Raw genomic sequence first — 25129 nt, 5'->3', positions numbered from 1 at the left:
CATGGCTCTGATTCAGAGCTTGGGAGGCACTCATGTATTTACCTCAAGAAATTATTCGCAGAAAACGTGATGGGGAAGTCCTGACCGCAGAAGAGATCAACTTCTTTATTCAGGGTGTCGCAAACAATACGGTTTCTGAAGGCCAAATCGCAGCCTTTGCGATGGCGGTGTTCTTTCGTGAAATGACCATGCCAGAACGGATTGCGCTGACTTGTGCAATGCGCGATTCCGGCATGGTGATTGACTGGAGCCACATGAATTTTGATGGCCCGATCGTCGACAAACACTCCACTGGCGGTGTGGGCGATGTGACCTCACTGATGCTTGGCCCAATGGTGGCAGCATGTGGGGGGTACGTGCCGATGATCTCTGGCCGTGGCCTTGGCCACACCGGTGGTACGCTGGATAAACTGGAATCGATTCCAGGCTACAACATTACCCCAACCAACGACGTGTTCGGCAAAGTCACCAAAGAGGCTGGCGTGGCCATCATCGGTCAAACCGGCGATTTGGCCCCCGCGGATAAACGTGTTTACGCGACGCGTGATATCACCGCCACCGTCGACAACATTTCGCTCATCACGGCTTCCATTTTGTCGAAAAAATTAGCGGCAGGTTTGGAATCGCTGGTGATGGACGTCAAGGTGGGTTCTGGCGCGTTCATGCCGACTTACGAAGCGTCGGAAGAGCTGGCGAAATCTATCGTGGCTGTGGCCAACGGTGCGGGCACCAAAACCACCGCAATTCTGACCGACATGAACCAAGTGTTGGCTTCATCGGCGGGGAATGCCGTGGAAGTGCGCGAAGCGGTGCGCTTCCTCACCGGGGAATACCGTAACCCACGCTTGTTTGAAGTGACCATGGCGTCGTGCGCTGAAATGCTGGTGCTGGGTAAATTGGCCCAAGACACCACCGATGCGCGCGCTAAACTGCAAGCGGTGTTGGATAACGGCCAAGCGGCGGAACGCTTTGGCAAAATGGTGGCCGGTCTTGGTGGCCCTGCTGATTTTGTGGCGAACTACGACAACTACCTTGACAAAGCAGAGATTATTAAACCTGTCTATACCGAGCAAAGCGGCGTGGTGTCTGCGATGGACACGCGCGCGATCGGTATGGCGGTGGTCGGCATGGGCGGCGGACGCCGTGTGGCGACAGACAAGATCGATTACGCGGTCGGCTTTGACCAGTTTATTCGTCTGGGTGAGGTGGCCGACAGCAATAAACCTTTAGCAATGATTCACGCCCGCACGGAAGCGCAGTGGCAAGACGCTGCCAACGCATTACAACGTGCAATTAAAGTGGGCGGAGAGTATGTACCAACTCCGGAAGTGTACCGTCAGATTCGTGAAGAAGACGTGTAGTTTCGGCGAGGAGTGAGCAATGAAAAGAGCATTTATTTTAGTTTTAGATTCTTTCGGTATTGGCGCGGCACCGGATGCAGAAGTATTTGGTGATGTGGGTGCAGACACACTCGGTCACATCGCCGATCAGTGTGCCGCCGGCGACGCGGACAACGCCAATCGCAAAGGTCCACTGACGCTACCTAACTTGTCTAAGTTGGGTCTGGCGATGGCCCACAAAGAGTCAACGGGTCGTTTCGCGCCGGGCTTGGATGAGCGTGCAGACATCATCGGTGCTTACGGTCATGCGTCGGAACTGTCGTCTGGTAAAGACACTCCGTCTGGTCACTGGGAAATCGCTGGGGTGCCGGTTCTGTTTGAATGGGGTTACTTCAGCGACAAACAAAACAGCTTCCCGAAAGCGCTAACCGATCGCATTCTGGCGCGCGCGGGTCTCGACGGATTCTTGGGCAACTGCCACGCATCGGGCACGCAAGTGCTGGATGACCTGGGTGAAGAGCACATGAAAACCGGTCGTCCGATTTTCTACACGTCAGCAGACTCCGTCTTCCAAATTGCGTGTCACGAAGAGACGTTTGGTCTTGATCGCTTGCTGGAACTGTGCCAAATCGCGCGTGAAGAGCTGGAAGATTACAACATTGGCCGCGTGATCGCGCGCCCATTTATTGGCCCGGGCAAAGGTCACTTTGAACGAACCGGTAACCGTCGCGACTTGTCCGTTGAGCCGCCTTCAGCGACCGTGCTGCAAAAACTGGTCGATGAGAAACAAGGCCACGTGGTATCGATCGGTAAGATTGCTGATATCTACGCCAACTGCGGCATCACTAAGAAAGTGAAAGCGACTGGCATTCCGGCGCTGTTTGATGCGACGTTGGAGCAGATTTCTGCAGCCGGTGACAACACCATCGTGTTCACCAACTTCGTCGATTTCGATTCCGCTTACGGCCACCGCCGTGATGTTGCTGGCTATGCTGCGGCATTGGAATACTTCGACAAGCGCCTGCCACAAGTGCTGGAACTGATGCAAGACGATGACCTGCTGATCCTGACCGCGGACCATGGCTGTGATCCAACTTGGCCGGGCACTGACCACACGCGTGAACACATTCCCGTGATTGTGTACGGCAAAAAAGTGAAACCGGGCTCTCTGGGCCAACGTGACACCTTTGCTGACATCGGCCAAACGCTGGCGAGCTACTTCGGTACGTCAGCAATGGACTACGGTAAAAACTTTCTGTAAACCCGCGCCGCAGGCGTGAACGCGTCATGAACGTGTCACGTCTGCGGGCAACTATTTCACTGCCTGTAGGCAACTCTTTCAATGCCTGTGAGCAGAAATAAGAATCAACGATTAAGATTTACCCGATGATTGGGTAAACGAAACAAAGGAAAACACACATGGCTACTCCACATATCAATGCTGAGATGGGCGATTTTGCTGATGTTGTACTCATGCCGGGTGACCCGCTGCGCGCGAAGTACATCGCAGAAACTTTCTTAGACGATGTTGTTCAGGTTTGCGACGTGCGCAATATGTATGGTTACACAGGGACTTACAAAGGCCGCAAAGTGTCAGTCATGGGCCACGGCATGGGCATTCCATCTTGCTCAATCTACGTGACTGAGCTGGTGAAAGACTTCGGCGTGAAGAAAATCATCCGTGTTGGTAGCTGCGGCGCGGTCAACGAAGACATCAAAGTGCGTGATGTGGTGATTGGTATGGGTGCTTGTACCGACTCTAAAGTGAACCGTATCCGTTTCAAAGACCACGATTTCTCTGCAATCGCCGATTACAAAATGGTGAAAGCGGCAGAAGAAGCGGCGAAAGCACGCGGTATCGACGTGAAAGTGGGCAACTTGTTCTCTGCAGAACTGTTCTACACACCAGATCCATCGATGTTCGATGTGATGGATAAATACGGCATTGTGGGTGTGGAAATGGAAGCGGCAGGCATCTACGGCGTTGCCGCAGAATACGGCGCGAAAGCACTGGCGATCTGTACCGTGTCTGACCACATCAAAACCGGTGAGCAAACCACATCAGAAGAGCGTCAAAACACGTTCAACGAAATGATTGAAATCGCGTTGGATTCTGTGCTGATTGGCGATCAAGCTGGTTACTAAGTCGCTCGAAGCGATAAAAAAACAAAAACCTCAGCCTAGGCTGAGGTTTTTTTGTGCATGACCCATGAGGTTAGCCGACGTTTTTCAGCAGCAAGTTTTCCCCTTTGCTTTTGGGTTGGCGACGCAGCAGCAGTGTCAGCAACATGCCACTGATAAAGCTCATCAATAGCATCAAATACATGTAACGATCGCTTTTGCGATAGTGATGATCAGAAATTGCGGTCACTTTGCCGGTTTCAAACGTGATGCGTACAAAGCCAATCAAACTGCCATCGTGCATCACCGGCTCGACCAGTTGTTGACGGCCTATGGCGGCAGTTTGCAATGGTGTATCCAATCCCAACACTTCGCGCACACTGAGCGCGGCGTCGCTGGCGGCCAGTTTCACCCCTTCAGCATCGTAAATGGTGGCATCAAACACCAAACGCTCTTGGGCCAGTTGATTGGTTAATGCCAATAAGCGTTCCTGATCTTGATCGGCAATCATGCTGCTTGCTGACAACGAGGCCTGCGTGATCAGTACTTTGGTCAGCGTTTCCAACTGATTGGCTTGAATGCGTTCATTGCCTTTACTGATCACCACACTGTTTTTGATGGTGATGAAAAACATTGTCGCCAGCAGGATCATTGCCACCGCACGAACCACCATTCGGAAGGAGAATAAGGAGCCGTCCATAGACCGTTCACCCTAAGAAAAATAAGACTGGGCTCATATTGAGACTTGCGTTTTTAAATTGCAATAGGGTAACGTCAGGGAATCCCAACAAAGGAAAGTGGACATGGACGCTTTGAAAACCTTACCTATTAAAAAACATACGACTTTGCTCAACCGCCTGCCTGAAACCCGTTTTGCGAGCCAGTTAGACAAGGCCAAAGCCAGCTGGATTATCTTTGGCGAGTGTCTGTCGCCGCAGCAATTTGACGACATCGACTTCTTTACGGGTCAATACAACACCATCTTGGACACCTGGAAAGTGGGGTATTACGACGTCGCATTGATGGCGGGCGAGTTAACGCCGGAGCATGAAACCATTCTCAAAGGCCTCGCGCTGGATTTTGCGCGCATCACGGAAGTTCCGGATCTCTCAAAGCCCGGCCTGATTGTGCTGGATATGGACTCAACGGCGATTCAGATTGAATGCATTGATGAGATTGCGAAGTTGGCTGGCGTGGGCGATGAAGTGGCGGAAGTCACTGAACGCGCGATGCAGGGCGAACTCGATTTTGAACAAAGCTTGCGCCAGCGTGTCGGCAAACTTAAAAATGCTGATGCCGCGATTCTAGACGCGGTGCGTCGCGAGCTGCCGCTGATGCCTGAACTGCCCGAATTGATTGGCACATTGCAGTCGTTTGGCTGGAAAACTGCGATCGCATCTGGCGGGTTTACGTACTTCTCTGATCATCTGCAACAGATGTTGTCGCTGGATCACGCGCAGTCCAACACACTGGAGATCATCGAGGGCAAACTGACCGGGCAAGTGTTGGGCGATGTGGTGTCAGCGCAAACCAAAGCCGATATTTTGGTGGATCTGGCGCAGCAGTTTGATATTGAAATGCACAACACCGTGGCGGTGGGGGACGGAGCCAACGATTTGGTGATGATGTCGGCAGCTGGCTTGGGCGTAGCATATCATGCCAAGCCGAAAGTCGAAGCCAAGGCGCAAACCGCAGTGCGTTTTTCTGCTTTGGGCGGCGTGTTGTGTATTTTGTCAGCCGGGTTGGTGAAACAGCAAAAATTGAGTTGGAAAACGCAGCCGTAAGCAGAACGTTGAATGAAAAAAACGAGGCGTTTCGCCTCGTTTTTTATTGGGTCAATTCCAAGCGAATCAACACCTCTTCGGTGATATCGATGATTTCGCCGAATCCCGACATCGCGGTCAGCTCTTTTTCCAACGCTTTGGCGTGTGGCATGCTGATCTGCGCCAGTTCGTTGAGGTCGCTGCGCATTAACGTGGTGATGGGGTCAAACACCGGCACGCCACTGACCCGTAGCACATAAATTTCGCCCATGTGTTGCGCGCGCTGAATGAACTGAATGCGCTCTTTGGTGTTGACGAAATCGCTCACCAAACGTGATTCAATGGATTGAATACGAGAGCCAAACTTCATCGCCGCAATGTACACGTCATTGTATTGTGGCTCAGCCCCATCGATGCGACGCATCGGGGTGGCCAGTAACGAATTGGTGTGGCCTTTGAAAATAGGCTCCAGCGAGATGCGATTCTCGTGTCCGAGCTTCGCCAGCAAAGCCAAATGGGGCGGTAATGGGTAGTTCACGCCAATCACACGTGGGCGTAAATTCGCCCCCACTTTTTCGACAAAAATCGGCGAGCTGACAATCTTATCCAGCAAAATATTGTGCAGACCTTCCAGCAACGTCGGGCTGGGCAGGATCTCTTCTTTACGTAGCAACTTGTCCTGATTGTTTTCGATGATGCTGTTAAAAAAGGCGATGCTCTTCATCGTCTGCGCGTTTTCTTCAATCATCAGTTGCAAACGACGGCCTTCCGGCCCGACACGCACCACTTGATACGGTAGGGCATCCAGCGGCAGCTTTTTGTCGTACAGTTTGAGTTCCTGAAAATTGACCGTCACCATGTCTCCGGCTTTGAGGTCGACGGGCGAGGCCAGTATCAAACTCAGTCCGCGTTTGGACAAGTCGACGGTAAATCCTTCGGCCACCGCCTGCGCGTCATTCATCAGCTGCATGGGGGTGCGGAATTTATAGCGCGGCTCTTTGCGGCGGGTTTTGGCATCAAAGTAGATGTTGAGCGGCGCGCCTTCCACTTTCCGCGGATGACGAAACGGGTTGAGCTCACTGCTGGCCATCGTGGGTTTGTCGACCAGCAGATAATCTTTGGCGGCGCTAAGGTCACTCACTTCCTGCAAAATGCCACAATGGGTCAGTTCGCTGGAGTGATTGGTCAACTCCTTTGCGTGGGTGGCCAGTTCGGAACGCTCCTCCTCGGAGAGTTCAAACACCGACAGGCGAAATGCTTTCCAACTGTTTTTACGTGCGCCGATGTGCCAGAACAGTTTGCGCTGTTCGCGAGATGCTTCCGGCATCATCATCGAAAAGAACAGGGTTTTGCCTTGATGATCATGTTTGAACGAATACAACACGTTGTTGCTGCCACGCATGCCCGGTTTGGTCAGCTGTTCCATACGAGCGCTGTTAAACAGGCTACCGAGTGCTTGTTGGTTGCGTTCGTCTTGCCAATATTGCCAAATCGGTTGGTTGTTTTCGGTCATCAATACCAATTTGAGTTCGCTGCCGCTAAAGAACACCGGCAAATTGGCGGTGTGTTTGAGGTAGCTATGTTCAAAACCGCGCGTGCGGGCACGAATGATTTTGTCTTGGTTATCATGCTTGGCTTTTTGCGCGTTATTGCGCAGCGATTCGTCGATCACGCGTTCAATGACGGTGGTATCTGTCAGTTTCAGAGTGCGTAGAAACTTAACGGCATCGTTGTCGTACGAGTCGTCAATCGCCAGAATCCGGTATTCGATGGCGGCGCTGAGGCCACCGATTTCAGACGACTGTGCCAGTTCAGTAAAAAACACTGAAATCACGTCGCCGAGTTTGTAATCGAATGCGGACGGCACTTTGAATTTTGCGCCCGAGGCCGATAAGTCAACGCTCAAACCATGCACGACTTGCTGATTTGGGCGCAGATGGATTTTCACCTGAGAGGCTATTTTTAAGCGGTTTTCCTGACGTTTGAGGTCATACCCTAATTTCACCGGTTCGACTTCAAACGGGCTATCGGCACTGGTGAGTTTGGATTGATTGAGCGTGCCGCGCTGTTTCATCACGCGGAAATTATTGCGTGTGTTGTATAGGATTTCCCACACGCCTTCGGTGTAGCTACCGTACTTCTTTAGCCCTTTGTGGTAGGCGTTAAACGCGACGTCGTCGAGCCAATGTTTGCGGCCATCCAGATCGTATTCTCGGCACTCGCCTTGCACGCGACCGCGTAGGTCGATGCTCTTGCTACACGGCGCCATCACGCGGTTGAGCTCCATCTTCACCAACAGTTTGACTGATGGCGGATGGCTGCTGGTGAGCTGGTTCAGCAGGCGCTCGAAATCGGGTGAGTGAAACACCGGAATTAATTGTTCAGCGAAAGAGAGAATTTCAGATTGCTGCATATTTTTCTGTTAGAGTGTGGTTCTCATTCATGATACATCGGCTTTAGACGTAAAATCTTTAGCGGTATGTTGCAGTGATTCAATAATTTATTAAAGCTGTGTAGTCACAACTTAGACGATTTTTGAGGATTCATGGTTAAAGCAAAACGGGCGTATGTCTGCAATGACTGTGGTGCGGATTTTCCGCGTTGGCAAGGGCAATGTAATGCCTGCGGTGCGTGGAACACCATTTCTGAAGTGCGTTTGGCGGCATCGCCGCAGGTGGCGCGCAATGAACGCTTGAGCGGTTACGCTGGCAGTGCAACGGAAGCGGTGGTGCAAACGCTGTCTGAGATTGATTTGCAGGAAGTGCCGCGTTTTAGCAGTGGTTTTAAAGAACTCGACCGTGTGCTGGGCGGCGGCGTGGTGCCGGGGGCGGCGATCCTGATCGGGGGCAGCCCAGGCGCCGGTAAATCAACCTTGCTGCTGCAAACCATGTGTCTGCTTTCGTCACAAATGAAAACCCTGTACGTCACGGGGGAAGAGTCGCTCCAGCAAGTGGCGATGCGTGCCTCTCGCCTTGGATTGCCGAAAGAGCATTTGCAAATGCTGTCGGAAACTAACGTCGATCGCATTTGCCAAATTGCGGAAAAAGAGCAACCACGCATTATGGTCATTGACTCGATTCAAGTGATGCATGTTGCCGATGTGCAATCGTCGCCGGGCAGTGTCGCGCAGGTGCGTGAAGCGGCCACGGCCCTGACGCGTTACGCCAAACAAAACAATGTCGCGGTGTTTATCGTCGGTCACGTGACGAAAGACGGCACCTTGGCGGGCCCTAAAGTTCTCGAACACATCATCGACTGTTCGGTGCTGCTCGATGGCGGGGCTGACAGTCGTTTTCGCACACTGCGCAGTCATAAAAACCGTTTTGGTGCGGTGAATGAATTGGGCGTTTTTGCGATGACCGGACAAGGGCTGCGTGAAGTGAGCAATCCATCGGCGATTTTCTTGTCGCGCGGAGAAGAGGCCACGTCTGGCAGTTCCGTGATGGTGGTGTGGGAAGGTACACGGCCTTTATTGGTTGAAATTCAGGCGCTGGTGGATTACTCACAGTTGGCGAATCCTCGCCGTGTGGCGGTCGGTTTGGAACAAAACCGTTTATCGTTGCTGCTGGCCGTGTTGCACAAACACGGTGGGTTGCAGATGGCGGACCAAGATGTGTTCGTCAATGTGGTTGGTGGTGTGAAAGTCACCGAAACCAGTGCCGACCTCGCCCTATTGATGGCGCTTTTGTCTAGTTTTCGTGACAAACCACTGCCAAAAGATGTGGTAGTATTCGGCGAAGTGGGGTTGGCCGGCGAAATTCGTCCGGTCCCGAGCGGTCAGGAACGATTGAACGAAGCGTTCAAACATGGCTTCAAAAAAGCCGTCGTCCCGATGGCGAATATGCCGAAAGGTGGCATCCCTGGAATGCAAATTCATGGGGTTCGAAAGTTGTCGGAAGCCATTACGGCCTTTGATGAACTGTGAGGAAGTGAATGGTAAACGCTCGGTAAATATTTCGCTTATCGGCTCGCGTCTTGAAGGCGGATCGCCTATATTTCATCAGCAGTAGACAGCCGTAAACTATTTTTTTTCAGCAAGTGTACGCAGGGGTATCAGTCTTGACGGATTGTGATATACTCTGCGCGCACTTTATACCTTATTAACAGAGTAAGACAATGGCAGATTTATCGAAATACAGAAACATTGGTATTTTCGCGCACGTTGACGCGGGTAAAACCACTACCACTGAGCGTATTCTTAAGCTTACTGGTAAAATCCATAAAACTGGTGAGGTTCACGATGGTGAATCGACTACAGACTTCATGGAGCAGGAAGCAGAGCGCGGTATTACTATCCAATCAGCTGCGGTAACTTGTGAGTGGAAAAAACACCGACTAAACGTTATCGATACTCCTGGACACGTTGACTTTACAGTAGAAGTATACCGTTCACTGAAAGTTCTTGATGGCGGTATCGGTGTATTCTGTGGTTCTGGCGGTGTTGAACCTCAGTCAGAAACTAACTGGCGCTACGCGAACGAATCAGAAGTTGCACGTATCATCTTCGTTAACAAACTGGACCGTATGGGTGCAGACTTCTTCCGCGTTGTAGAACAAGTGAAGAACGTACTGGCAGCGAACCCACTGGTGATGACGCTTCCAATCGGTCGTGAAGACGATTTCGTGGGTGTTGTTGACGTACTGAACCGTCAAGCTTACGTATGGGATGATTCAGGTCTTCCAGAAAACTACGAAATTAAAGACGTTCCTGCAGACATGGTTGATCAAGTAGAAGAGTACCGTGAGCTTCTGATCGAATCTGCTGTAGAGCAAGACGACGAGCTGATGATGGCTTACATGGAAGGTGAAGAACCAACTGTTGAGCAAATCAAAGCATGTATCCGTAAAGGTACTCGTGATCTAGCGTTCTTCCCAACATTCTGTGGTTCAGCGTTCAAAAACAAAGGTATGCAACTTGTTCTTGACGCAGTTGTAGATTACCTACCAAGCCCAACAGAAGTTGAACCACAAGATCTGACTGATCCTGCAACTGGTGAACCAACTGGCGAAAAAGCAATCGTTGATGCTGATCAGCCACTGAAAGCGCTAGCATTCAAGATCATGGATGACCGTTTCGGTGCTCTGACTTTCATCCGTATCTACTCTGGCCGCATGAAGAAAGGCGACACTGTCCTTAACTCTGCGACTGGTAAAACTGAACGTATCGGCCGTATGGTTGAGATGCAAGCGAACGACCGTACTGAGATCACTGAAGCGCAAGCAGGTGACATCATTGCTGTTGTTGGTATGAAAAACGTTCAAACTGGTCACACGCTGTGTGATCCAAAACACGAATGTACGCTAGAACCAATGATCTTCCCTGAGCCAGTAATCTCTATCGCTGTTGCTCCTAAAGACAAAGGTTCAACTGAGAAAATGGGTATCGCGATCGGTAAAATGGTTGCAGAAGATCCATCATTCCAAGTTGAAACTGACGAAGATTCAGGCGAAACCATCCTGAAAGGTATGGGCGAACTTCACCTAGACATCAAAGTGGACATCCTGAAACGTACTTACGGTGTTGAACTGGAAGTCGGTGCTCCTCAGGTTGCTTACCGTGAAACTATCACAAAAGCAATCGAAGACAGCTACACCCACAAGAAACAGTCTGGTGGTTCAGGTCAGTTCGGTAAGATCGACTACCGCATCAAACCAGGTGAGCCAAACTCAGGCTTCACTTTCAAATCAACTGTAGTTGGTGGTAACGTTCCTAAGGAATTCTGGCCAGCAGTTGAGAAAGGTTTTGAGAGCATGATGGCGCACGGTGTGCTTGCAGGCTTCCCAACGCTTGACGTTGAAGTTGAACTGTTCGACGGTGGCTTCCACGCAGTTGACTCATCTGCAATCGCATTTGAAATCGCAGCGAAAGGTGCATTCCGTCAATCAATGCCAAAAGCGGGCGCGCAACTTCTAGAACCTATCATGAAAGTTGACGTGTTCACTCCAGAAGATCACGTTGGTGACGTTATCGGTGACTTGAACCGTCGTCGTGGTATGATCAAAGACCAACAAGCTGGTGCAACTGGCGTTCGTATTAAAGCAGACGTTCCTCTATCAGAAATGTTCGGCTACATCGGTACGCTACGTACTATGACTTCAGGTCGTGGTCAGTTCTCTATGGAGTTCGAAAAATACGCACCATGTCCAGCAAACGTTGCTGAGAAAGTAATTGCTGAAGTTAAAGAGCGTAACGCTAAGAAGTAATTCTTAAGCGAAGCACTTAACAACAAAGCCCCGTGAGCGAAAGCTGACGGGGCTTTTTCTTTTGGCGCCATTTGAGAGGACGGACGGTGTGATGTGCAGTGACTGCGTTGCCAGCAGTACCTCAGCACTTAGCGATCAAACTGTGTGTCACGAACTTCGCCAGTGTAGGGATAACGCTGCTGAAACTGAGTAATTTCTGAACGCAACCATTGATGAAACGCTTGAATCTTTGGACGCTTGAAATAACCATTTGGCGCACATAAATAGAACTGAAAACGCGGCTTTAACGCCACATTGCCAATCTGCACCAACTTCCCTTCTTCGATGTAGCGACAGACCGTCGCGTGCTTCACCAACGCAACGCCTTGAACGGCGAGTGCACCTTCGAGCACAAACTGCGAGCCGTTGTATTGCAGCGTCGGTTTACTGCTGTCATAGCCAAGGTTACGAAGCCACACGCCCCAATCCATGTCGGGCCAGATATCCTCAATCAGGTCGGCACGCACCAGATCATCGAGCTGATAAATCTTGTGCTGCTGCTGATAAATCGGGTGGCAAACAGGATAGAGCACTTCGTCCATCAACCATTCTGAACGCACGTTCTTATAATCGCCACTGCCGTAGCGAATGCAAACATCCACACTAGAATCTTGAAAATTGACCAAATCGCTGGTGGGTTCGATCAGCAGCGAGATTTCCGGATGTTGCGCGCGAAAATCACCAATCCGTGGCACCAGCCAGTGTTGAGCAAACGAGGGTAGGGTGGAAATGGATAGCTGATGCGGCGCCGGATCTTGGTTGATCAGCCGAATCCCTTCCTGCAAGTGAGCAAAGCCTTTTTGCGCTTGGTGATACAAAATGGTGCCTTCATGGGTCAGCAGGATCTTGCGGTGCTGGCGAATGAAGAGTTCAGCGCCCAACCACTCTTCCAGTAAACGGATCTGTTGGCTGATCGCCGCTGGCGTCACAAATAACCGTTCGGCCGCCAGTTTAAAACTGCCCGTTTCCGCAGCCGTATAAAAATAGAACAGTCCTTGAAAAGGCGGGATACGTTCACTCACATTAGTTTTCCTTAACTCAATAGCAAAATCTATCGTTTGTCGCCTGAATGATTAATGACGATTATTAGCCATAACAAATCAGGGTTCAAGGGGGACTTATGAACGTAACTCACACTGAAACATCCAGCACTCACCATGAAATACCACGTGATTCACTTAACGCATTCTTGAGCCAACTCATGCAGTGGCGCCACAACTACCGGACGCGTCGTCAGCTACGTGAGCTACCACCCCACTTACTCAAAGACTTAGGCCTTGAACAGGATCAGGTACACGCTGAAGCCAATAAATATTTTTGGCGTTAAAGCGGTGCTTGTTGTTTCAGCTCTCGTCGCAGCCAATCACTAAACGCATGAATGCGGGCTGCGCGGGACGAGGCGGGATCGCTGATTAAGCTATAGCGCACGCCGGGCGTGAGCCCGATGGCAAACGGTTTCACCAATAAGCCTCGGGCGACAAAATCACCCGCTAAGCTATCGGTGGCTAAACAGGCACCGTGCCCGGCAATGACGGCATTCAATGCCATGTCGAAGGTGCTGACTTCCATCCACTGCACCGCCTCTTTCTTCATGGCGACGTGTGCAGCTTGAAACCAGTGCGACCAGGGGAAACTCTGTGAGTCGAAGTGAATTAACCAGCAGTTCAGCAGTTGTTCGGGTTGGGAGAACTGCATTGACTGAGCCAGCTCGGGAGAACAAAACGGATAGACGGGCTCTTCGAACAATATTTCTTGATCCAGTTCGCTGTCGGTGACCGTTTCATTGCCTTGCCAGATCGCGACATCAATCGCGCTGTGGCGAATATTGGGGGTGTCGCAATCAGTGATGAGACGAATCGGAATATAAGGATGCTCCATGGTGAACTTCCATAGGCGGGGCATTAACCAACGTGACGCAAATGACGGTGGTGTTCGCACACACAGCACCCCTTCAACGGGTTCACTCTGAATTTGATTGAGTCCGGTGATGATTTTTTCAAAGCCACTACTGACTTGTTGGTAGAGCGTTTCACCCGGTTTGGTGAGGTGCATTTCGCGCCCTTGGCGCACAAAAAGCTGACAGCCCAATGCATCTTCCAATTGCCGAATCTTTTGACTGACCGCCGCTTGAGAGATAAATAATTCCGCCGCGGCAGCGCTGTAACTGCGCAGGCGAGCGGCGGCTTCAAAATAACGCAGACCAGCTAAGTGCTTCAGTCGATTGTCCATAATCTCTGCTTATAGTCGGTGGTGGAAATGATCGTTCGTGTCACGAGGTCGTGCTATCCATAATACGCATAAGAGAGTGCAGGATACAGGAGTAAATCAATGGAACGAGCGATCAAACTCACCCAGAAAAAGACGTGGATTAACCGCTTCTCAAGCTTTATGAAGGCGGTGTGGTTGAACAGGCCATCTCGTCGAAAAGTTGCTTCATTGCCAGAGAGTGTCCATTTGCAAAAAGACATGGGTTTGGAGTCGTCACGCAACACTTCACACGACTATCAGCGTTACTTATAGTCATGACATCAAAAAGGGAGCAATAGCTCCCTTGTGGTGTTGATAGCAATGATGAAGGAATGGTTACTCTTCCCACACCACCAATTGCCCTTTGGGCCAGTTTTGGCCGACGTCGTGGTATTTCTGTTCCAGCACGTGGCGTTTGATCTTCAGCGTGGGGGTCAAAATCCCGTTTTCGATGCTCCATGGCGTTTTGATCATCAAGACGCCTTTGATCTGTTCATGCGACTCCAGCTCCTGGTTGATCTTAGCGATCACTTTATGGGTCGTACGTTCATAGCGGGCGCGATCAAAGTTGGTAAAATGATGCGGCACCACCAGCAGAATTGGAGCCGGTAAGCCGAGACCAATCAGGCACATCATCTCCACTCGGCTGTACTCAAACAATTTGTTCTCTATCGGAACCGGAGAGACGAATTTACCTTTGGCGGTTTTGAAAGTGTCTTTCTTACGCCCTTGAATCGTCAGATACCCATCGGCGTCAAGTGAGCCGATATCGCCCGTGTGCAGCCAGCCTTCTTTATCGAAGGACTCCTGCGTCGCAATGTCGTTTTTGTAGTAACCAGAAAACAACCCTTTGCCGAGCACCATGATCTCACCATCAGGGGCAATTTTCAGATTGATGCCGGGGCCGGCTTGTCCGACGGTGCCGATTTTATCCGCGCGGAATGGGTAGTTGATGGTACTGTATGCAAAAGATTCGGTCATGCCCCACGCTTCCGTGATATTCAGTCCTAAACGGTGATACCAATGCAATAATGCTGGGGAGACAGGGGCTGAACCACACCCCAGCACGCGCGCTTGATCCAATCCAAGCCCATCAGCCAACTTACGTTTGATCAGCGTGTTGATCAACGGGATTTTGAGCAGAATATCGAGCTTCTTCTGCGGCAATTTATCTTGAATACGTTGCTGGAACAACGTCCAGAGCCTTGGCACCGAAATAAACAGCGTCGGACGCTGCATCTTCACATCTTCGATAAAGGTATCGAGTGATTCGGGGAACGCGGTTGGCACGCCGCCTTGGATCGATGAACCAAAAATATAAACTCGTTCAGTGATGTGTGCCAAAGGCAGATACGAGAACAGGCGGTCCCCCTCTTGGATACCGATATGACGAATCAGTTGCTGCACTGACCAACTGAACGCGCCAAAGGTCAGCATTGCGCCTTTGGGGAGGCCCGAAGTGCCAGAGGTGTAAACCAAAGACATCACTTTTTCATCGTCATGTTGAGGACGCTTTTCGCTCGGCGGGTAGTGCGCAATCAAATCATGATAGTGATGCTGACACTGCGGCGCTGAATCGTAGGGCAAAGCAATACTGATGAGATCCGGCATCTCGGCCAGAACCTGCGCCGTAGGGTTGGCATCGTCGAGTTTGCCAGCAATGAGGATCTTACTTTCACTGTGCGTCACACAGTATTCGATGGTCTCAGCACCCGCGGTTGGAAAAATCGGGACACTGACAAAATCACCCAGCATCATCGCCAGATCGCAGATGAACCATTCGGCACAGTTTTTTGAGACCAACGCGATTTTATCGCCAGGCTGCGCGCCTAAATCGCTTAGCGCAGAGGCAAGACGCAATGCCTGATCGGCCACTTCGGCGTAGGTAAACTCGACAAATTGGCGATTAATGACTTGCTTGAGATAGACTTCATTAGGGCGTTCCTTGGCCCATTTTAAAATCATCTCGTTGGGTGGGGGGAGAGCACAGGTCGGTTTGCGTAACTCGTTAGGCTGAATCATTCTCTAACTCCATGTTATTGGCAAAACAGTGATACCTTTGCTGCGCAGTGTTTCACGATGATTCTCGGTCTGTGAGTTCATCATTAAAACCGCCCAGATTAGGTACGTTATTGTTATGTTAATTTATTGTTAACTCTAGCAGTTCGTTTTGCCCTGGGGAAGCATTACTCACACCCAGTTACAGAATTTATGACGCGTGAAGCTGACGGAATACGCCTGGGCTAATGCCGGTTTTCTTTTTAAAAATGCGCGAAAAATAGGACACATCCCGATAGCCGCATTGATACGCGATGAAGGCGATTTTCGCGTTTTTCTCATCTACCAGTAAACGCTTCGCCATGGCAATTCGCTTGTTGCAAATGTAATCGCGGAAACTGACACCGATGACTTTGTGGAACAATTTCGAGAAGTAAGAGACGGAGTAGTGGCAATAATTGGCGATGTCTTCCTCACGAATTTCTTTGGTAATGTTGAGGTCGATGTAGCGAAGAATGTCCAGCATTTCTTTGCTCATGCTTGTGGGTGATGTTGGGCTGTGGGGCAGTTTGGGGTCAAACACCTGCTGATCAAAACTGAGCTCCAATTTCTCACACAAAGAGACCAGAATGATTGAGGGATCATCGCGAGAAATATCCATCAAACCAAAAATGGCTTCGTGGCGACCAATCGCATTTTTATACGAACCGTCATGAATGATAATCAGATACTTATGAAGATTGGCGCACATTTTCAATGCGGTGAGGAGTAATTCTTGTCCGCGATCCTTTTGATAGAAAAAGAGCGCATAGTGAATATCCGGTTCACTGAGAATGGACACGTCGTTCCCATGCTCCACTAAATCAAAATGATGTCGACACACGTCCTGAACTCGCCTAGGTAAAAAGTTTACCGGGCTTCCCAGCCAGTGCCCCTCGTGTTTCCCTGTCATCGTCGTGCTCACATTGTTTTCATGAATAACCCGTTGGAAAGCCGGGTTTTGTAGTAAGCCTAGAATCACGACCAAAAAGTGCAAGTTTCCCCCCAAAGGTATGAGGTCAAATCACGCGTTTTGGCGCGGTTTCGCAGTGATGCTCAATCAAGTCTGGAATGTAAATCACTGAACGATGTTTCATCCATGAGAATGTGTGTTGTCGGAAAATTTGGCCTGATACTTCGATTCGCGATTTAAATCTGAAACATCCTCAAAAACACCCCATTGCCAACTCATGAAACCGAGTGAAAGCAACGGATCATGCCAAATCATTACGGTCCATTCATTCATTATGTTGATAGTTGTTTCAATGTTTTGGTTGTTTTGTGAATAAAAAAGTACCAAAAGAGGTCAAAAAAATCCTAACTACTATTGATAGAACTATCTAGATTCTAAGAGAACCATTCAGGAAGGAGACCACGATATGGATCAATTAATTAATCGCTGCAAAGCATTCTGGAAAGATGAAGAAGGTTTGTCTGTTGTTGAATACGTTGTGGGCGCAGGCCTGCTGGTTACGGCACTGGGCGTGATCTTCTCCGGTTGGGGCTCGACCCTACAATCTGAGTTGAACGACATCTTCTCATAGCTTTATTGTCTTCATCGGCGAAAAACGACTTATGAGCCTGATTATTTGGACGATGTTATTTGTGGTTGGTGTATACGATGCGCGTCAGCATCGTATACCCAATTATTTACTCGCTTTGTTGATGCTGTCTGGCGCAATTCAAACCGTGTTGATTGACCAAGCATTTGGACTGTTTGTGGGGCAGATTGGGGCTATGCTGATGGTGTTTGTGCTTGCCTTGTTGTGTCACATGGCTGGATGGATGGCGCCTGGGGACGTGAAACTGTTGGCAGTCGTTGGATTTCTGACCGGTTTTGTTCATCTTGCGGATACGTTTTTCTACATCGGCATTAGCGCGATTTTTATCGGTGTAATGTATGGCGTGTTGAATTACTTGTTGATACACAAAGAGGTGGTCAGCATCGGCGGTATTTTGAGTCAAGTTCATCTGTCTGGACCGCTACGCACGAAGCTAAATCGTGAAAGTTTAAAAAGGCCCAAGGGCTCAGATCTCGTGATGCCTCTGGCACCGGTCATTGTTGTCGGTGTTGCCTTAGCACAATATGCACAAGCCTACTTTTAAACAGCGCGACCATGACAAGGAGTCATTATGGCAACAGCGGTATCCAACGATCTTCACCGATCCGCCCTGACGCCTCAAGCAACTGCGCCGAAGGTTCCGACATCATTTGAGGATCTCAAAGTTCCGAAAGCCGTGTTAGAAAACCTGCTGTTAAAGCATCTGGCCGCTTATCCTAAATCGGACGTGTTGCAGTTGACTCGGCACATGGCGATCAACAGTCATATGATTGAGGATTTGATTGCTGTTTTAAGGCAAAAATCACTGGTAGAGGTCTTTCAAGCGGAACTCTCCTCCTACCTCAATCCTACATCAGGGCACGTGAGATACGGCCTATCGGAAAGTGGTATGCGGGAAGCCGACGTGGCATTTGCGAAAGATGCTTATCTCGGGCCGGCGCCTGTTTCTCTTGAAGACTACAATGCCATGGTTCAGGCGCAAGATGTTCGCTCTAAAATCATTACGCGTCCTGATGTCGAATTTGCGCTGAAAGATGTTTTTGGTTCGGAGCGGTTGGTCTCGGTGCTTGGGCCGGCGATTAACTCGGGTCGAGCGCTGCTCCTTTATGGCGATGCTGGGACCGGGAAAACCTTCGTTGCCACCCGCATTCTCAATTCTCTCAATACATCGGTATTCGTGCCTTATTCGGTATATGCCATGGGGAACATCATTAAGGTGTACTCGCGGCAGCATCATCGTGCGGTGGATGCCAATAACCAGAATCAATCGCTGTCGTACAAAGATCAATATGACCGCCGCTGGGTGTTGTGTGAACGACCAAGTATTCAAGTGGGTGGGGAGCTCACCATGGATATGTTGGAAGTGAACCACACGGAGCATAACCGTGTTTGGATGGCGCCACTACAAATGATGGCCAATAACGGCATTTTCATTATCGATGATTTAGGGCGACAGCCCATGCCAGTGGCTACTTTACTTAACCGTTGGATCGTTCCGATGGAATACTTCTATGACTATCTGTCATTGCCCAACGGTCAACAAATCACCATTCCTTTTATATTAACACTGGCGTTTTCGACCAACTTGGATCCGGAAAAAATCAGTGACCCAGCATTCTTGCGTCGACTAGGTTACAAAGTTCAGTTTCATCCTCTGGAGCAATCTGAATACCACGCATTGTGGGAAGAAATGGCTTCTAATCGAAATTTACAGGTTCATGCTTCGTCTTTTGAGGTTCTGTACAGTTTGCACAGACAACACGCAGTGGGCTTTTATCCCTGTTTACCGAAAGACTTAATCGGAATCAGTCGAGACATCATCGCATTTGAAGAAAGTGATCCCCTCATCACTCCGGTCATTATGGAGCGAGCTTGGGAAGTTTACTTCACTGCGGATGGCAAAGGAGGAGGTGCTCGATGAGTCGTAATCAAGTGATTTTGTTATTTCTGCTGTCTGTACTGTTTGGGCTTGGCGCGGTGTTTTTTGCCAAACAATGGATGGATCGGCAAGTACAACCGCAGACCGAAGTGGAAGTGGTTGAGCGGGTGCCTGTCGTGGTGGCATCCCGTGATATTCCAGCCAGTACGGTCATTGAAGAGCAGTACTTAACCACCCGTCTGCTGGAAAAATCATGGATGACCGAAAATCAATTTTCTGAGCCCACGGAAGTGATAGGAAAGATCGCCGAATCCGATATCTACCCCAATGAAATTATCGTCGCGCAACGTCTTAGTATTCCCGGTGAAGGGGCCACGCTCGCCGCGTTGATTCCTGAAGATAAACGAGCGGTCACCATTCGCGTGAATGATGTGATTGGTGTCGCGGGCTTCTTGCTGCCGGGGAATAAAGTCGATGTGTTGAACACGATTCAGTACAGCAAAACGTCTGCGAACACGACCACCATTTTGAAAGACATTCGTGTGTTAGCCGTTGACCAAACCGCAAAGACTCAAGAAAACAAGCCGATTATTGTTCGAGCCGTGACGCTGGAAGTCTCTCCCAAAGAGGCAGAAAAACTATTGAGTGCCAAAAGTAAGGGAGACATTCAGCTGGTGTTGCGTAATCCGCATGCGGTTGAGGAAAAAGTGGTGCGTCGTTATGTGCCGCCGCCTAGTGTCACCATCATCAAAGGAACGAACTCATCGAATGTTCGTGTAAAAGAGTGAGGTGAAAGATGAAAACGATAATGACAACACTGATCCTTTTCCTGACGTGCAGTCAATGGGTCTATGCCGCGAATCAGAGCGGTAAAGTGGTGACCGTTCCTCATCACAAATCAACTTACGTGAAACTTCAAGGGGCTGCGAGCCGAGTTTCGCTTGGGGATCCAGAGGTTCTGGATATTGTGATGCTCAAAGCTGATGAACTGTTTTTGATCGGGAAGCGATTAGGGTCGACCAACTTAATGGCTTGGGATAGACGAGGCCAATTGCTGGAGTCGATCAACATTGAGGTCACGCACGACGTGAATAGCCTGAAAGCCAAACTGTATGAATTTTTACCCAACGAAACGATCTCTGTACACAGCGCGCAAAATCGTTTGATTTTGAGCGGGCAGGTCAGTTCACAAGAAAAAATGAATTTGGCATTACGACTCGCGGAAACCTACGCGTCAGGCGATACCGCGGATAAGGCGACGGATTCAAGAAATAAAGAGGCGGAAAAAACAGGCGTGGTGAATTTGATGTCGATTGGTGGTGCGCAGCAAGTGATGATTGAAGTCACGGTTGCGGAAGTACAACGCAGCTTAGTTCGCCGTTTTGACTCCAATTTCCATTTCTTCGAAGGGAACGGCAAGTTCTCGTGGGGTGCAACATCTGCGGGGGGCTACATTGATGACATCACGGGAGTTGCGGGGCCGGTATTTAATGCCCCCGGCATCGACAGCACCGGGTTGTTATCAACCTTTATTGATGGCGATACTCTATTTACGTTGGCGTTAGATGTTGCCAAAGAGAACGGGGTGGCCAAAGTCTTGGCCGAGCCTAACCTCACTGCATTAAGTGGGGCTAAAGCTGAGTTCTTAGCAGGTGGGGAATTTCCTATTCCTGTCCCTAATCGAGACGGCATCACCATCGAATATAAAGAGTACGGGGTTGGGTTGAAATTCATTCCGACCGTGTTGAGTGACAAAAAAATCAACCTGAATCTGGCTGTGGATGTGAGTGAAATCGCCAGTTCAACCACCTTAACGGTTTCGCCATCGGGCACCAATGCGGCGTACTACATTCCACCGATCACGCGTCGAAGTGCGGCGTCCACCTTGGAACTTGCTGATGGACAGACCATCGGGATTGCCGGGCTATTGAGTGAGAATGTGCGCGACTCGGTGAGCAAGTTTCCGGGCATTGGGGATATTCCGGTTCTCGGACAACTGTTCAATAGCCAAGAATATGTTTCGGGTGAAACCGAGCTGGTGATTTTGGTCACCCCGCGTCTGGCAAAACCGATTGATCGTAGCAAAGTGGTGTTGCCGACGGATGCGTTTGTCGAGCCGACCGATCTGAAATACTACCTGTTGGGACAAGGGGCTTATATCGCAGGGCCTCGTGATGTGAAACGCACCAAAGCGTCAGATAGCTACGACGAAATGGCGACGACGGGTAAGGGTGGTTCGGAAGGTTCTTTTGGTCATGATCTGTAAGGAGCATCTTATGAAATATGTTGTTTTGAGTTTGTTGCTACCGTTGATGCTGCTGAGTGGATGTGCCAACGATCCTCGATTAGGGACCCATGTCGCGCAGGTGAAACAGTTACAAACTTATAACCCCAATGCCACGAAAGAAAACCTAGAGGTTTTGCCTGATGGTACTGGGGAACGTATGGAAGGTGTTTACAACACCTATACTGGTAAGAAAGGGGAAGAGCTCAAAGGGGGCTCAACCAGTCAGATTCTTGAGGGCTTTAAATAGTCGAGGTCGTTATGAATACACAACGCCCACTTCGTGGAATTCGTAAGCAGCGAGGTCTGGTTGTTGTGATTGTTACCATAGCAATGTTGGTGCTCATCGCAGTTGCCGCCTTTGCCATTGATATCAACCACGCAATGATGAATCGGACCAAGTTGCAAAATAGCGTGGATGCAGCGGCTCTGGCAGCGGCAATTGTATTGGATAAAGATGGGACAGAGGCGCAAGCCGACACGATTGCGCGGTCGACATTAACCAAAATGTCGACCGCCGCAGGTAACGCTGAGTTGACTCTGGATGTCTCGAATGTGGTGAACGTTGAGGTGCAGTTTTCCAACGATCCGACGGTTTTTCCTGATTCAGGTTATTCGAGTTCGCCTGACGGTGATCGCTATGTTCGCGTGGTGATCAATCAATTGGATTTAGAAAGCTTTTTTTTCGCTCGAGTCATGGGGGTGACTAAACGCTTAACAGCCAGCGCTGTCGCAGGGCCTAGCCCGGGCGGGAATGCGTGTAATATTGTGCCAATGGCGGTGTGTGAAGGCGATGATGCTGGAACGAATGGTTATGACGCAGGCGTCGTGTATGCCCTCAAAATTGCTGACCAAAACGATCCGGCGATGGGGTCTGGTAATTTTCAATTACTTGATTTTGGCTCTGGTGCGAGCACGGTGCGTGAAGCATTGGCCGGTGGTTATGCCGGCTGTGTTGATTTGGACGCCGGGGAAACGGTTACCACCAAACCGGGTAATACCGTCGGGCCGGTCGGGCAAGGGCTGAATACTCGGTTTGGCGACTATTCAGGTGGTGGCCTGAGTGCCACAGATTACCCTCCTGATTTGTATGTTAAACAAACGACACCGACATTGACGGATGCAGATGTCGGCTCGACCCCTGCATGGGGGTATCAAGATTACAAAGACGATTTGAATGACAATGTGTGCCCTGGTGATGCGACGAATTGCAAAAGCAATGGTGATGCCGAGCGACGGATTCTGGCGATTCCGGTTGTGGACTGTTCGGGTGCAAGTGGTGGGACAAACAACTTTGCCGTATCCGCGATCGGGTGTTTCTTTTTGCTGCAAAAGGCGCCCAATTCTAACGGTGGACATACTTCAATTTTTGGCGAGTTTATCGAAGATTGCACCGTGAAAAATACTCGTAACAATGGCACCAGTACGTCCAATGGTCCTCATCGAATTGTCCTATACAAGGACCCCAATAGTGAGGAGTCGTAATGATGAAACGCCTCATGAAAAAGCAAGCTGGTTTAGCCGCGGTGGAGTTCATTATTACCGTGCCGTTGTTGCTGGTGTTATTGGGGGGGATTGTTGAATTTGGTAATGCCTTCGTACGGTATAACACGCTCAGCAAAACCGTCCAGAATGGCTGCCGATATGCGGTCACTGATATTTATGGTACATCCAATTCCGACTCGATTGCGCAGGTGGCGGATATCAAAAATATGGTGGTGTATGGCAACAAAGCAGGGACCGGAACGCCATTGCTCACGACCTTGACTGTGGACGATGTCACGGTGATTCATGCGGATAAGTTTGTGGTGGTGTCAGCCAGTTATGACTACGTACCATTGTTGAATATTTTACCGGATGCCTTGCTGGCCAATATCGTACTGAGTTCGTCAGCGGTGATGAGGACGACGCTATGAAATCATTTCGTCGTATGCAGCGGGGCATGACCCTGATCGAATTCACCTTTTTGGCATCGGTCCTGTTGATGATTCTGTTTGCGATTATGGAAATCGGGATGTACGCCTATTCAATTCAGACCATCAACAACATCACGCGAAAAGCGGCTCGTTTTGCCACCGTGTGTGTGGTATCCGATCCGGATATACCATCGTTGGCATTGAACGATGGGGCGCCGGATGGATTTACTTCGGCCAATTTGGTGATTGAGTATTTGGGCGCGGATGGCAGTAAAGTCACGGACCCGCCAACCAGTTATCAAGCGGACATTTATTACGTGAGGGCTCGCGTTACCGGTTATAGCTACCAGTTTTCAGGGTTGCTGAGTTTTTTAGGTTCAAGTGGCGTGGTTTCCGTTCCTGATTTTGAAACCACTTTACCTTCAGAGTCTTTGGGCGTTCTGCGCCCTGGTTCTTCAGATCCTGATGATAAGACCGATTGCTAAGAGGGATTGCTATGGGAGAGGCCGTGAAGTTATCACGAGGTGACAGCAGTAATTTGAGGCTCAAAACCAGTTTATCGGTATGGGTTCTGTATTCTAGCGACCGGTTCAAGCTCCATATGATGAGCGAGTTATCGAAATGCCATAGCATCAGTTTTGAAGTCATTTCGCTGCATGGTGTGATGTCTGACAGCTTTAAGCATTTTTCGCCACCAGATTTAATTTTTGTCGAAACCGGCCCCAATTGGGCGCAGAAAGTCATTGAACTACAAAATTACGAAAGTCCAGAAGTGGATGAAGAAGAGGTCAATACCTCTCTGATTGTGTTTGGTGATGAGAGTGATAATGGCGCGCTCAAAATTGCCCTGCGTATTGGCGCGGCTGATTTTGTGTCGGATCAAGCCACATTAGAGGAACTGGTCCCGTTACTAAAAAACACGGCCGAAGAGAAAATTGCAGCAAGAAAATTAGGGCAGCTTTTCGTCTTTATTAATACCAAAGGCGGCTCTGGCGCGACGACGATCGCGTTGAATACTGCCGTTGAAGTGGCATTGCAGCACAAAAATAAAGTGTTGTTACTGGATTTAGACATTCACTTTGGGGTGATCATGGATTACCTCAATTTAAACCCGACTTACAGCATCAATGATGCTATTGCGAACGTGGCTGATTTGGACGAAATTTCGCTGCATAGTTTGGTTTCCAAGCATCCATCGGGCTTACATGTACTAAGCTTTAAGCATGAAAATCACAACGAGAATTTTGACAAAGCAATGCAACTGGGCAAGTTGCTGCCGACGTTGATGGAATACTATCCCTATGTTTTTGTGGATCTGTCGATGGGGGTTGATCGCATGTTTGCCCCGGTGTTGTCTCATTCATCCAAAGTGTTTTTGGTGACGCAACAAAACTTAGTGGGGATCAAAAATACCTCGCGCATCGCCAAGTCATTGATGCTGGAGTATGGGATTGCCAAAGAACAGATCGAACTGATTGTGAATCGCTATGAAAAGCGTCAGCAAATTAAGATGAAGGATATTGAACAGACGATCACGGGGGTCAATGTACATATGATTCCAAATGATTTTAAGGCGGCGATTGAAAGTGCCAACTTAGGCAAACCCGTGGTTGAATCGAAGAAAAACAGCTCGATTACTAAATCAGTGATTGAGTTATCTCAAACGTTAGCGCCTGAAGTCAAAGAGAAAAAAGGTTGGATTAAGCGTTTATTTTCCTGACGGATTAGGAGGGTTGC

23 protein-coding genes are annotated in these 25129 nt (G+C 49.6%); 17 read left to right on the top strand and 6 right to left on the bottom strand.

Annotation, left to right across the window (positions count from 1 at the left end; translation table 11 throughout):
- The first annotated feature begins 32 nt into the window (after positions 1 to 32).
- The 3 genes from deoA to deoD all read left to right on the top strand — a co-directional run bounded on the left by deoA (position 33) and on the right by deoD (position 3485).
- A complete protein-coding gene (deoA, locus tag ACF8PK_RS19795; RefSeq protein ID WP_392443207.1) occupies positions 33 to 1361 on the top strand; it encodes a thymidine phosphorylase in 1329 nt (442 codons plus the stop codon).
- A 19-nt stretch (positions 1362 to 1380) separates the two neighbouring features.
- Positions 1381 to 2601: a phosphopentomutase gene (gene deoB, locus ACF8PK_RS19790; RefSeq protein WP_392443205.1), complete on the top strand. Its 1221-nt coding sequence runs from the start codon at positions 1381 to 1383 to the stop codon at positions 2599 to 2601.
- A 158-nt stretch (positions 2602 to 2759) separates the two neighbouring features.
- Entirely contained in the window at positions 2760 to 3485 is a 726-nt protein-coding gene (gene deoD, locus ACF8PK_RS19785; protein WP_004729579.1) for a purine-nucleoside phosphorylase, read from the top strand.
- Positions 3486 to 3555: 70 nt separating this feature from the next.
- On the opposite strand, the gene ACF8PK_RS19780 is transcribed toward deoD, so the two are convergent.
- A complete protein-coding gene (locus tag ACF8PK_RS19780; RefSeq protein ID WP_014205714.1) occupies positions 3556 to 4161 on the bottom strand; it encodes a YtjB family periplasmic protein in 606 nt (201 codons plus the stop codon).
- 103 nt (positions 4162 to 4264) lie between these two features.
- Between ACF8PK_RS19780 and serB the strand changes: the two genes are divergently transcribed.
- The gene (gene serB, locus ACF8PK_RS19775) at positions 4265 to 5245 is read left to right on the top strand and encodes a phosphoserine phosphatase (RefSeq protein WP_392443202.1); all 981 of its coding nucleotides are present in this window, start codon (positions 4265 to 4267) and stop codon (positions 5243 to 5245) included.
- Between the two features lie 43 nt (positions 5246 to 5288).
- Here serB and ACF8PK_RS19770 read toward each other — a convergent pair whose 3' ends face one another.
- Positions 5289 to 7637: a PilZ domain-containing protein gene (locus tag ACF8PK_RS19770; RefSeq protein WP_158164967.1), complete on the bottom strand. Its 2349-nt coding sequence runs from the start codon at positions 7635 to 7637 to the stop codon at positions 5289 to 5291.
- A gap of 132 nt (positions 7638 to 7769) precedes the next feature.
- Here ACF8PK_RS19770 and radA point away from each other — a divergent pair, with 132 nt between their 5' ends.
- The gene (gene radA / locus ACF8PK_RS19765) at positions 7770 to 9149 is read left to right on the top strand and encodes a DNA repair protein RadA (protein ID WP_004729573.1); all 1380 of its coding nucleotides are present in this window, start codon (positions 7770 to 7772) and stop codon (positions 9147 to 9149) included.
- A 191-nt stretch (positions 9150 to 9340) separates the two neighbouring features.
- Positions 9341 to 11428: an elongation factor G gene (gene fusA / locus ACF8PK_RS19760; protein ID WP_392443200.1), complete on the top strand. Its 2088-nt coding sequence runs from the start codon at positions 9341 to 9343 to the stop codon at positions 11426 to 11428.
- 128 nt (positions 11429 to 11556) lie between these two features.
- Here fusA and ACF8PK_RS19755 read toward each other — a convergent pair whose 3' ends face one another.
- Positions 11557 to 12489 carry a LysR substrate-binding domain-containing protein gene (locus ACF8PK_RS19755; protein WP_004729570.1) on the bottom strand — a complete coding sequence of 311 codons (933 nt, stop codon included), beginning with the start codon at positions 12487 to 12489 and terminating at the stop codon, positions 11557 to 11559.
- A 98-nt stretch (positions 12490 to 12587) separates the two neighbouring features.
- Between ACF8PK_RS19755 and ACF8PK_RS19750 the strand changes: the two genes are divergently transcribed.
- Complete coding sequence (locus ACF8PK_RS19750; RefSeq protein WP_392443197.1) at positions 12588 to 12794, top strand: DUF1127 domain-containing protein; 207 nt, start codon at positions 12588 to 12590, stop codon at positions 12792 to 12794.
- Here the strand turns inward: ACF8PK_RS19750 and ACF8PK_RS19745 are convergent.
- The 3 genes from ACF8PK_RS19745 to ACF8PK_RS19735 form a co-directional block, all read right to left on the bottom strand.
- Entirely contained in the window at positions 12791 to 13696 is a 906-nt protein-coding gene (locus tag ACF8PK_RS19745) for a LysR substrate-binding domain-containing protein (protein ID WP_154180789.1), read from the bottom strand. The genes ACF8PK_RS19750 and ACF8PK_RS19745 overlap by 4 nt on opposite strands.
- Positions 13697 to 14050: 354 nt before the next feature.
- The gene (locus ACF8PK_RS19740; RefSeq protein WP_154180790.1) at positions 14051 to 15736 is read right to left on the bottom strand and encodes an AMP-binding protein; all 1686 of its coding nucleotides are present in this window, start codon (positions 15734 to 15736) and stop codon (positions 14051 to 14053) included.
- Between the two features lie 187 nt (positions 15737 to 15923).
- Positions 15924 to 16553 (bottom strand): helix-turn-helix transcriptional regulator, encoded by a 630-nt coding sequence (locus ACF8PK_RS19735; protein ID WP_004729563.1) that lies wholly within the window; start codon positions 16551 to 16553, stop codon positions 15924 to 15926.
- A 577-nt stretch (positions 16554 to 17130) separates the two neighbouring features.
- On the opposite strand from ACF8PK_RS19735, the gene ACF8PK_RS19730 reads away from it, so the two are divergent.
- The 10 genes from ACF8PK_RS19730 to ACF8PK_RS19685 are packed head-to-tail and all read left to right on the top strand — an operon-like array spanning position 17131 to position 25112.
- Positions 17131 to 17295, top strand: a complete 165-nt coding sequence (locus ACF8PK_RS19730) for a Flp family type IVb pilin (protein WP_055465924.1) — start codon at positions 17131 to 17133, stop codon at positions 17293 to 17295.
- Between the two features lie 31 nt (positions 17296 to 17326).
- Positions 17327 to 17857, top strand: coding sequence for a prepilin peptidase (locus ACF8PK_RS19725; RefSeq protein WP_158164970.1), 531 nt, complete (start codon positions 17327 to 17329; stop codon positions 17855 to 17857).
- 27 nt (positions 17858 to 17884) lie between these two features.
- Positions 17885 to 19234, top strand: coding sequence for a hypothetical protein (locus ACF8PK_RS19720; RefSeq protein WP_055465926.1), 1350 nt, complete (start codon positions 17885 to 17887; stop codon positions 19232 to 19234).
- Positions 19231 to 19980: a Flp pilus assembly protein CpaB gene (cpaB, locus tag ACF8PK_RS19715; RefSeq protein ID WP_004729559.1), complete on the top strand. Its 750-nt coding sequence runs from the start codon at positions 19231 to 19233 to the stop codon at positions 19978 to 19980. The genes ACF8PK_RS19720 and cpaB overlap by 4 nt, the downstream gene beginning before the upstream one ends.
- Before the next feature lie 8 nt (positions 19981 to 19988).
- Entirely contained in the window at positions 19989 to 21458 is a 1470-nt protein-coding gene (locus ACF8PK_RS19710; RefSeq protein ID WP_055465927.1) for a type II and III secretion system protein family protein, read from the top strand.
- Between the two features lie 10 nt (positions 21459 to 21468).
- Positions 21469 to 21726, top strand: a complete 258-nt coding sequence (locus ACF8PK_RS19705; protein ID WP_392443193.1) for a hypothetical protein — start codon at positions 21469 to 21471, stop codon at positions 21724 to 21726.
- 11 nt (positions 21727 to 21737) lie between these two features.
- On the top strand, positions 21738 to 22961 hold the full coding sequence (locus ACF8PK_RS19700) for a Tad domain-containing protein (protein WP_004729552.1): 1224 nt from the start codon (positions 21738 to 21740) through the stop codon (positions 22959 to 22961).
- Complete coding sequence (locus tag ACF8PK_RS19695) at positions 22961 to 23392, top strand: TadE/TadG family type IV pilus assembly protein (RefSeq protein WP_392443189.1); 432 nt, start codon at positions 22961 to 22963, stop codon at positions 23390 to 23392. Before ACF8PK_RS19700 ends, ACF8PK_RS19695 begins: the two co-directional genes overlap by 1 nt.
- The gene (locus tag ACF8PK_RS19690) at positions 23389 to 23877 is read left to right on the top strand and encodes a TadE/TadG family type IV pilus assembly protein (protein ID WP_055465931.1); all 489 of its coding nucleotides are present in this window, start codon (positions 23389 to 23391) and stop codon (positions 23875 to 23877) included. The genes ACF8PK_RS19695 and ACF8PK_RS19690 overlap by 4 nt, the downstream gene beginning before the upstream one ends.
- An 11-nt stretch (positions 23878 to 23888) precedes the next feature.
- Positions 23889 to 25112: an AAA family ATPase gene (locus ACF8PK_RS19685; protein WP_041942621.1), complete on the top strand. Its 1224-nt coding sequence runs from the start codon at positions 23889 to 23891 to the stop codon at positions 25110 to 25112.
- Positions 25113 to 25129 lie beyond the last annotated feature (17 nt).

Source organism: Vibrio sp. CJQ_6 (assembly GCF_043106745.1).
Classification (GTDB): domain Bacteria; phylum Pseudomonadota; class Gammaproteobacteria; order Enterobacterales; family Vibrionaceae; genus Vibrio; species Vibrio furnissii.
The sequence above is the reverse complement of the archived record's forward strand: the minus strand, read 5'-3'. Positions and strand labels throughout refer to the sequence as shown.

What these genes read in the sequence shown, in the direction of transcription:
- deoA (WP_392443207.1), top strand. Translation starts at nt 33, where the DNA reads ATGTATTTACCTCAAGAAATTATTCGCAGAAAACGTGATGGGGAAGTC.
- deoB (WP_392443205.1), top strand. Translation starts at nt 1,381, where the DNA reads ATGAAAAGAGCATTTATTTTAGTTTTAGATTCTTTCGGTATTGGCGCG.
- deoD (WP_004729579.1), top strand. Translation starts at nt 2,760, where the DNA reads ATGGCTACTCCACATATCAATGCTGAGATGGGCGATTTTGCTGATGTT.
- ACF8PK_RS19780 (WP_014205714.1), bottom strand. Translation starts at nt 4,161, where the DNA reads ATGGACGGCTCCTTATTCTCCTTCCGAATGGTGGTTCGTGCGGTGGCA.
- serB (WP_392443202.1), top strand. Translation starts at nt 4,265, where the DNA reads ATGGACGCTTTGAAAACCTTACCTATTAAAAAACATACGACTTTGCTC.
- ACF8PK_RS19770 (WP_158164967.1), bottom strand. Translation starts at nt 7,637, where the DNA reads ATGCAGCAATCTGAAATTCTCTCTTTCGCTGAACAATTAATTCCGGTG.
- radA (WP_004729573.1), top strand. Translation starts at nt 7,770, where the DNA reads ATGGTTAAAGCAAAACGGGCGTATGTCTGCAATGACTGTGGTGCGGAT.
- fusA (WP_392443200.1), top strand. Translation starts at nt 9,341, where the DNA reads ATGGCAGATTTATCGAAATACAGAAACATTGGTATTTTCGCGCACGTT.
- ACF8PK_RS19750 (WP_392443197.1), top strand. Translation starts at nt 12,588, where the DNA reads ATGAACGTAACTCACACTGAAACATCCAGCACTCACCATGAAATACCA.
- ACF8PK_RS19745 (WP_154180789.1), bottom strand. Translation starts at nt 13,696, where the DNA reads ATGGACAATCGACTGAAGCACTTAGCTGGTCTGCGTTATTTTGAAGCC.
- ACF8PK_RS19740 (WP_154180790.1), bottom strand. Translation starts at nt 15,736, where the DNA reads ATGATTCAGCCTAACGAGTTACGCAAACCGACCTGTGCTCTCCCCCCA.
- ACF8PK_RS19730 (WP_055465924.1), top strand. Translation starts at nt 17,131, where the DNA reads ATGGATCAATTAATTAATCGCTGCAAAGCATTCTGGAAAGATGAAGAA.
- ACF8PK_RS19725 (WP_158164970.1), top strand. Translation starts at nt 17,327, where the DNA reads ATGAGCCTGATTATTTGGACGATGTTATTTGTGGTTGGTGTATACGAT.
- ACF8PK_RS19720 (WP_055465926.1), top strand. Translation starts at nt 17,885, where the DNA reads ATGGCAACAGCGGTATCCAACGATCTTCACCGATCCGCCCTGACGCCT.
- cpaB (WP_004729559.1), top strand. Translation starts at nt 19,231, where the DNA reads ATGAGTCGTAATCAAGTGATTTTGTTATTTCTGCTGTCTGTACTGTTT.
- ACF8PK_RS19710 (WP_055465927.1), top strand. Translation starts at nt 19,989, where the DNA reads ATGAAAACGATAATGACAACACTGATCCTTTTCCTGACGTGCAGTCAA.
- ACF8PK_RS19705 (WP_392443193.1), top strand. Translation starts at nt 21,469, where the DNA reads ATGAAATATGTTGTTTTGAGTTTGTTGCTACCGTTGATGCTGCTGAGT.
- ACF8PK_RS19700 (WP_004729552.1), top strand. Translation starts at nt 21,738, where the DNA reads ATGAATACACAACGCCCACTTCGTGGAATTCGTAAGCAGCGAGGTCTG.
- ACF8PK_RS19695 (WP_392443189.1), top strand. Translation starts at nt 22,961, where the DNA reads ATGATGAAACGCCTCATGAAAAAGCAAGCTGGTTTAGCCGCGGTGGAG.
- ACF8PK_RS19690 (WP_055465931.1), top strand. Translation starts at nt 23,389, where the DNA reads ATGAAATCATTTCGTCGTATGCAGCGGGGCATGACCCTGATCGAATTC.
- ACF8PK_RS19685 (WP_041942621.1), top strand. Translation starts at nt 23,889, where the DNA reads ATGGGAGAGGCCGTGAAGTTATCACGAGGTGACAGCAGTAATTTGAGG.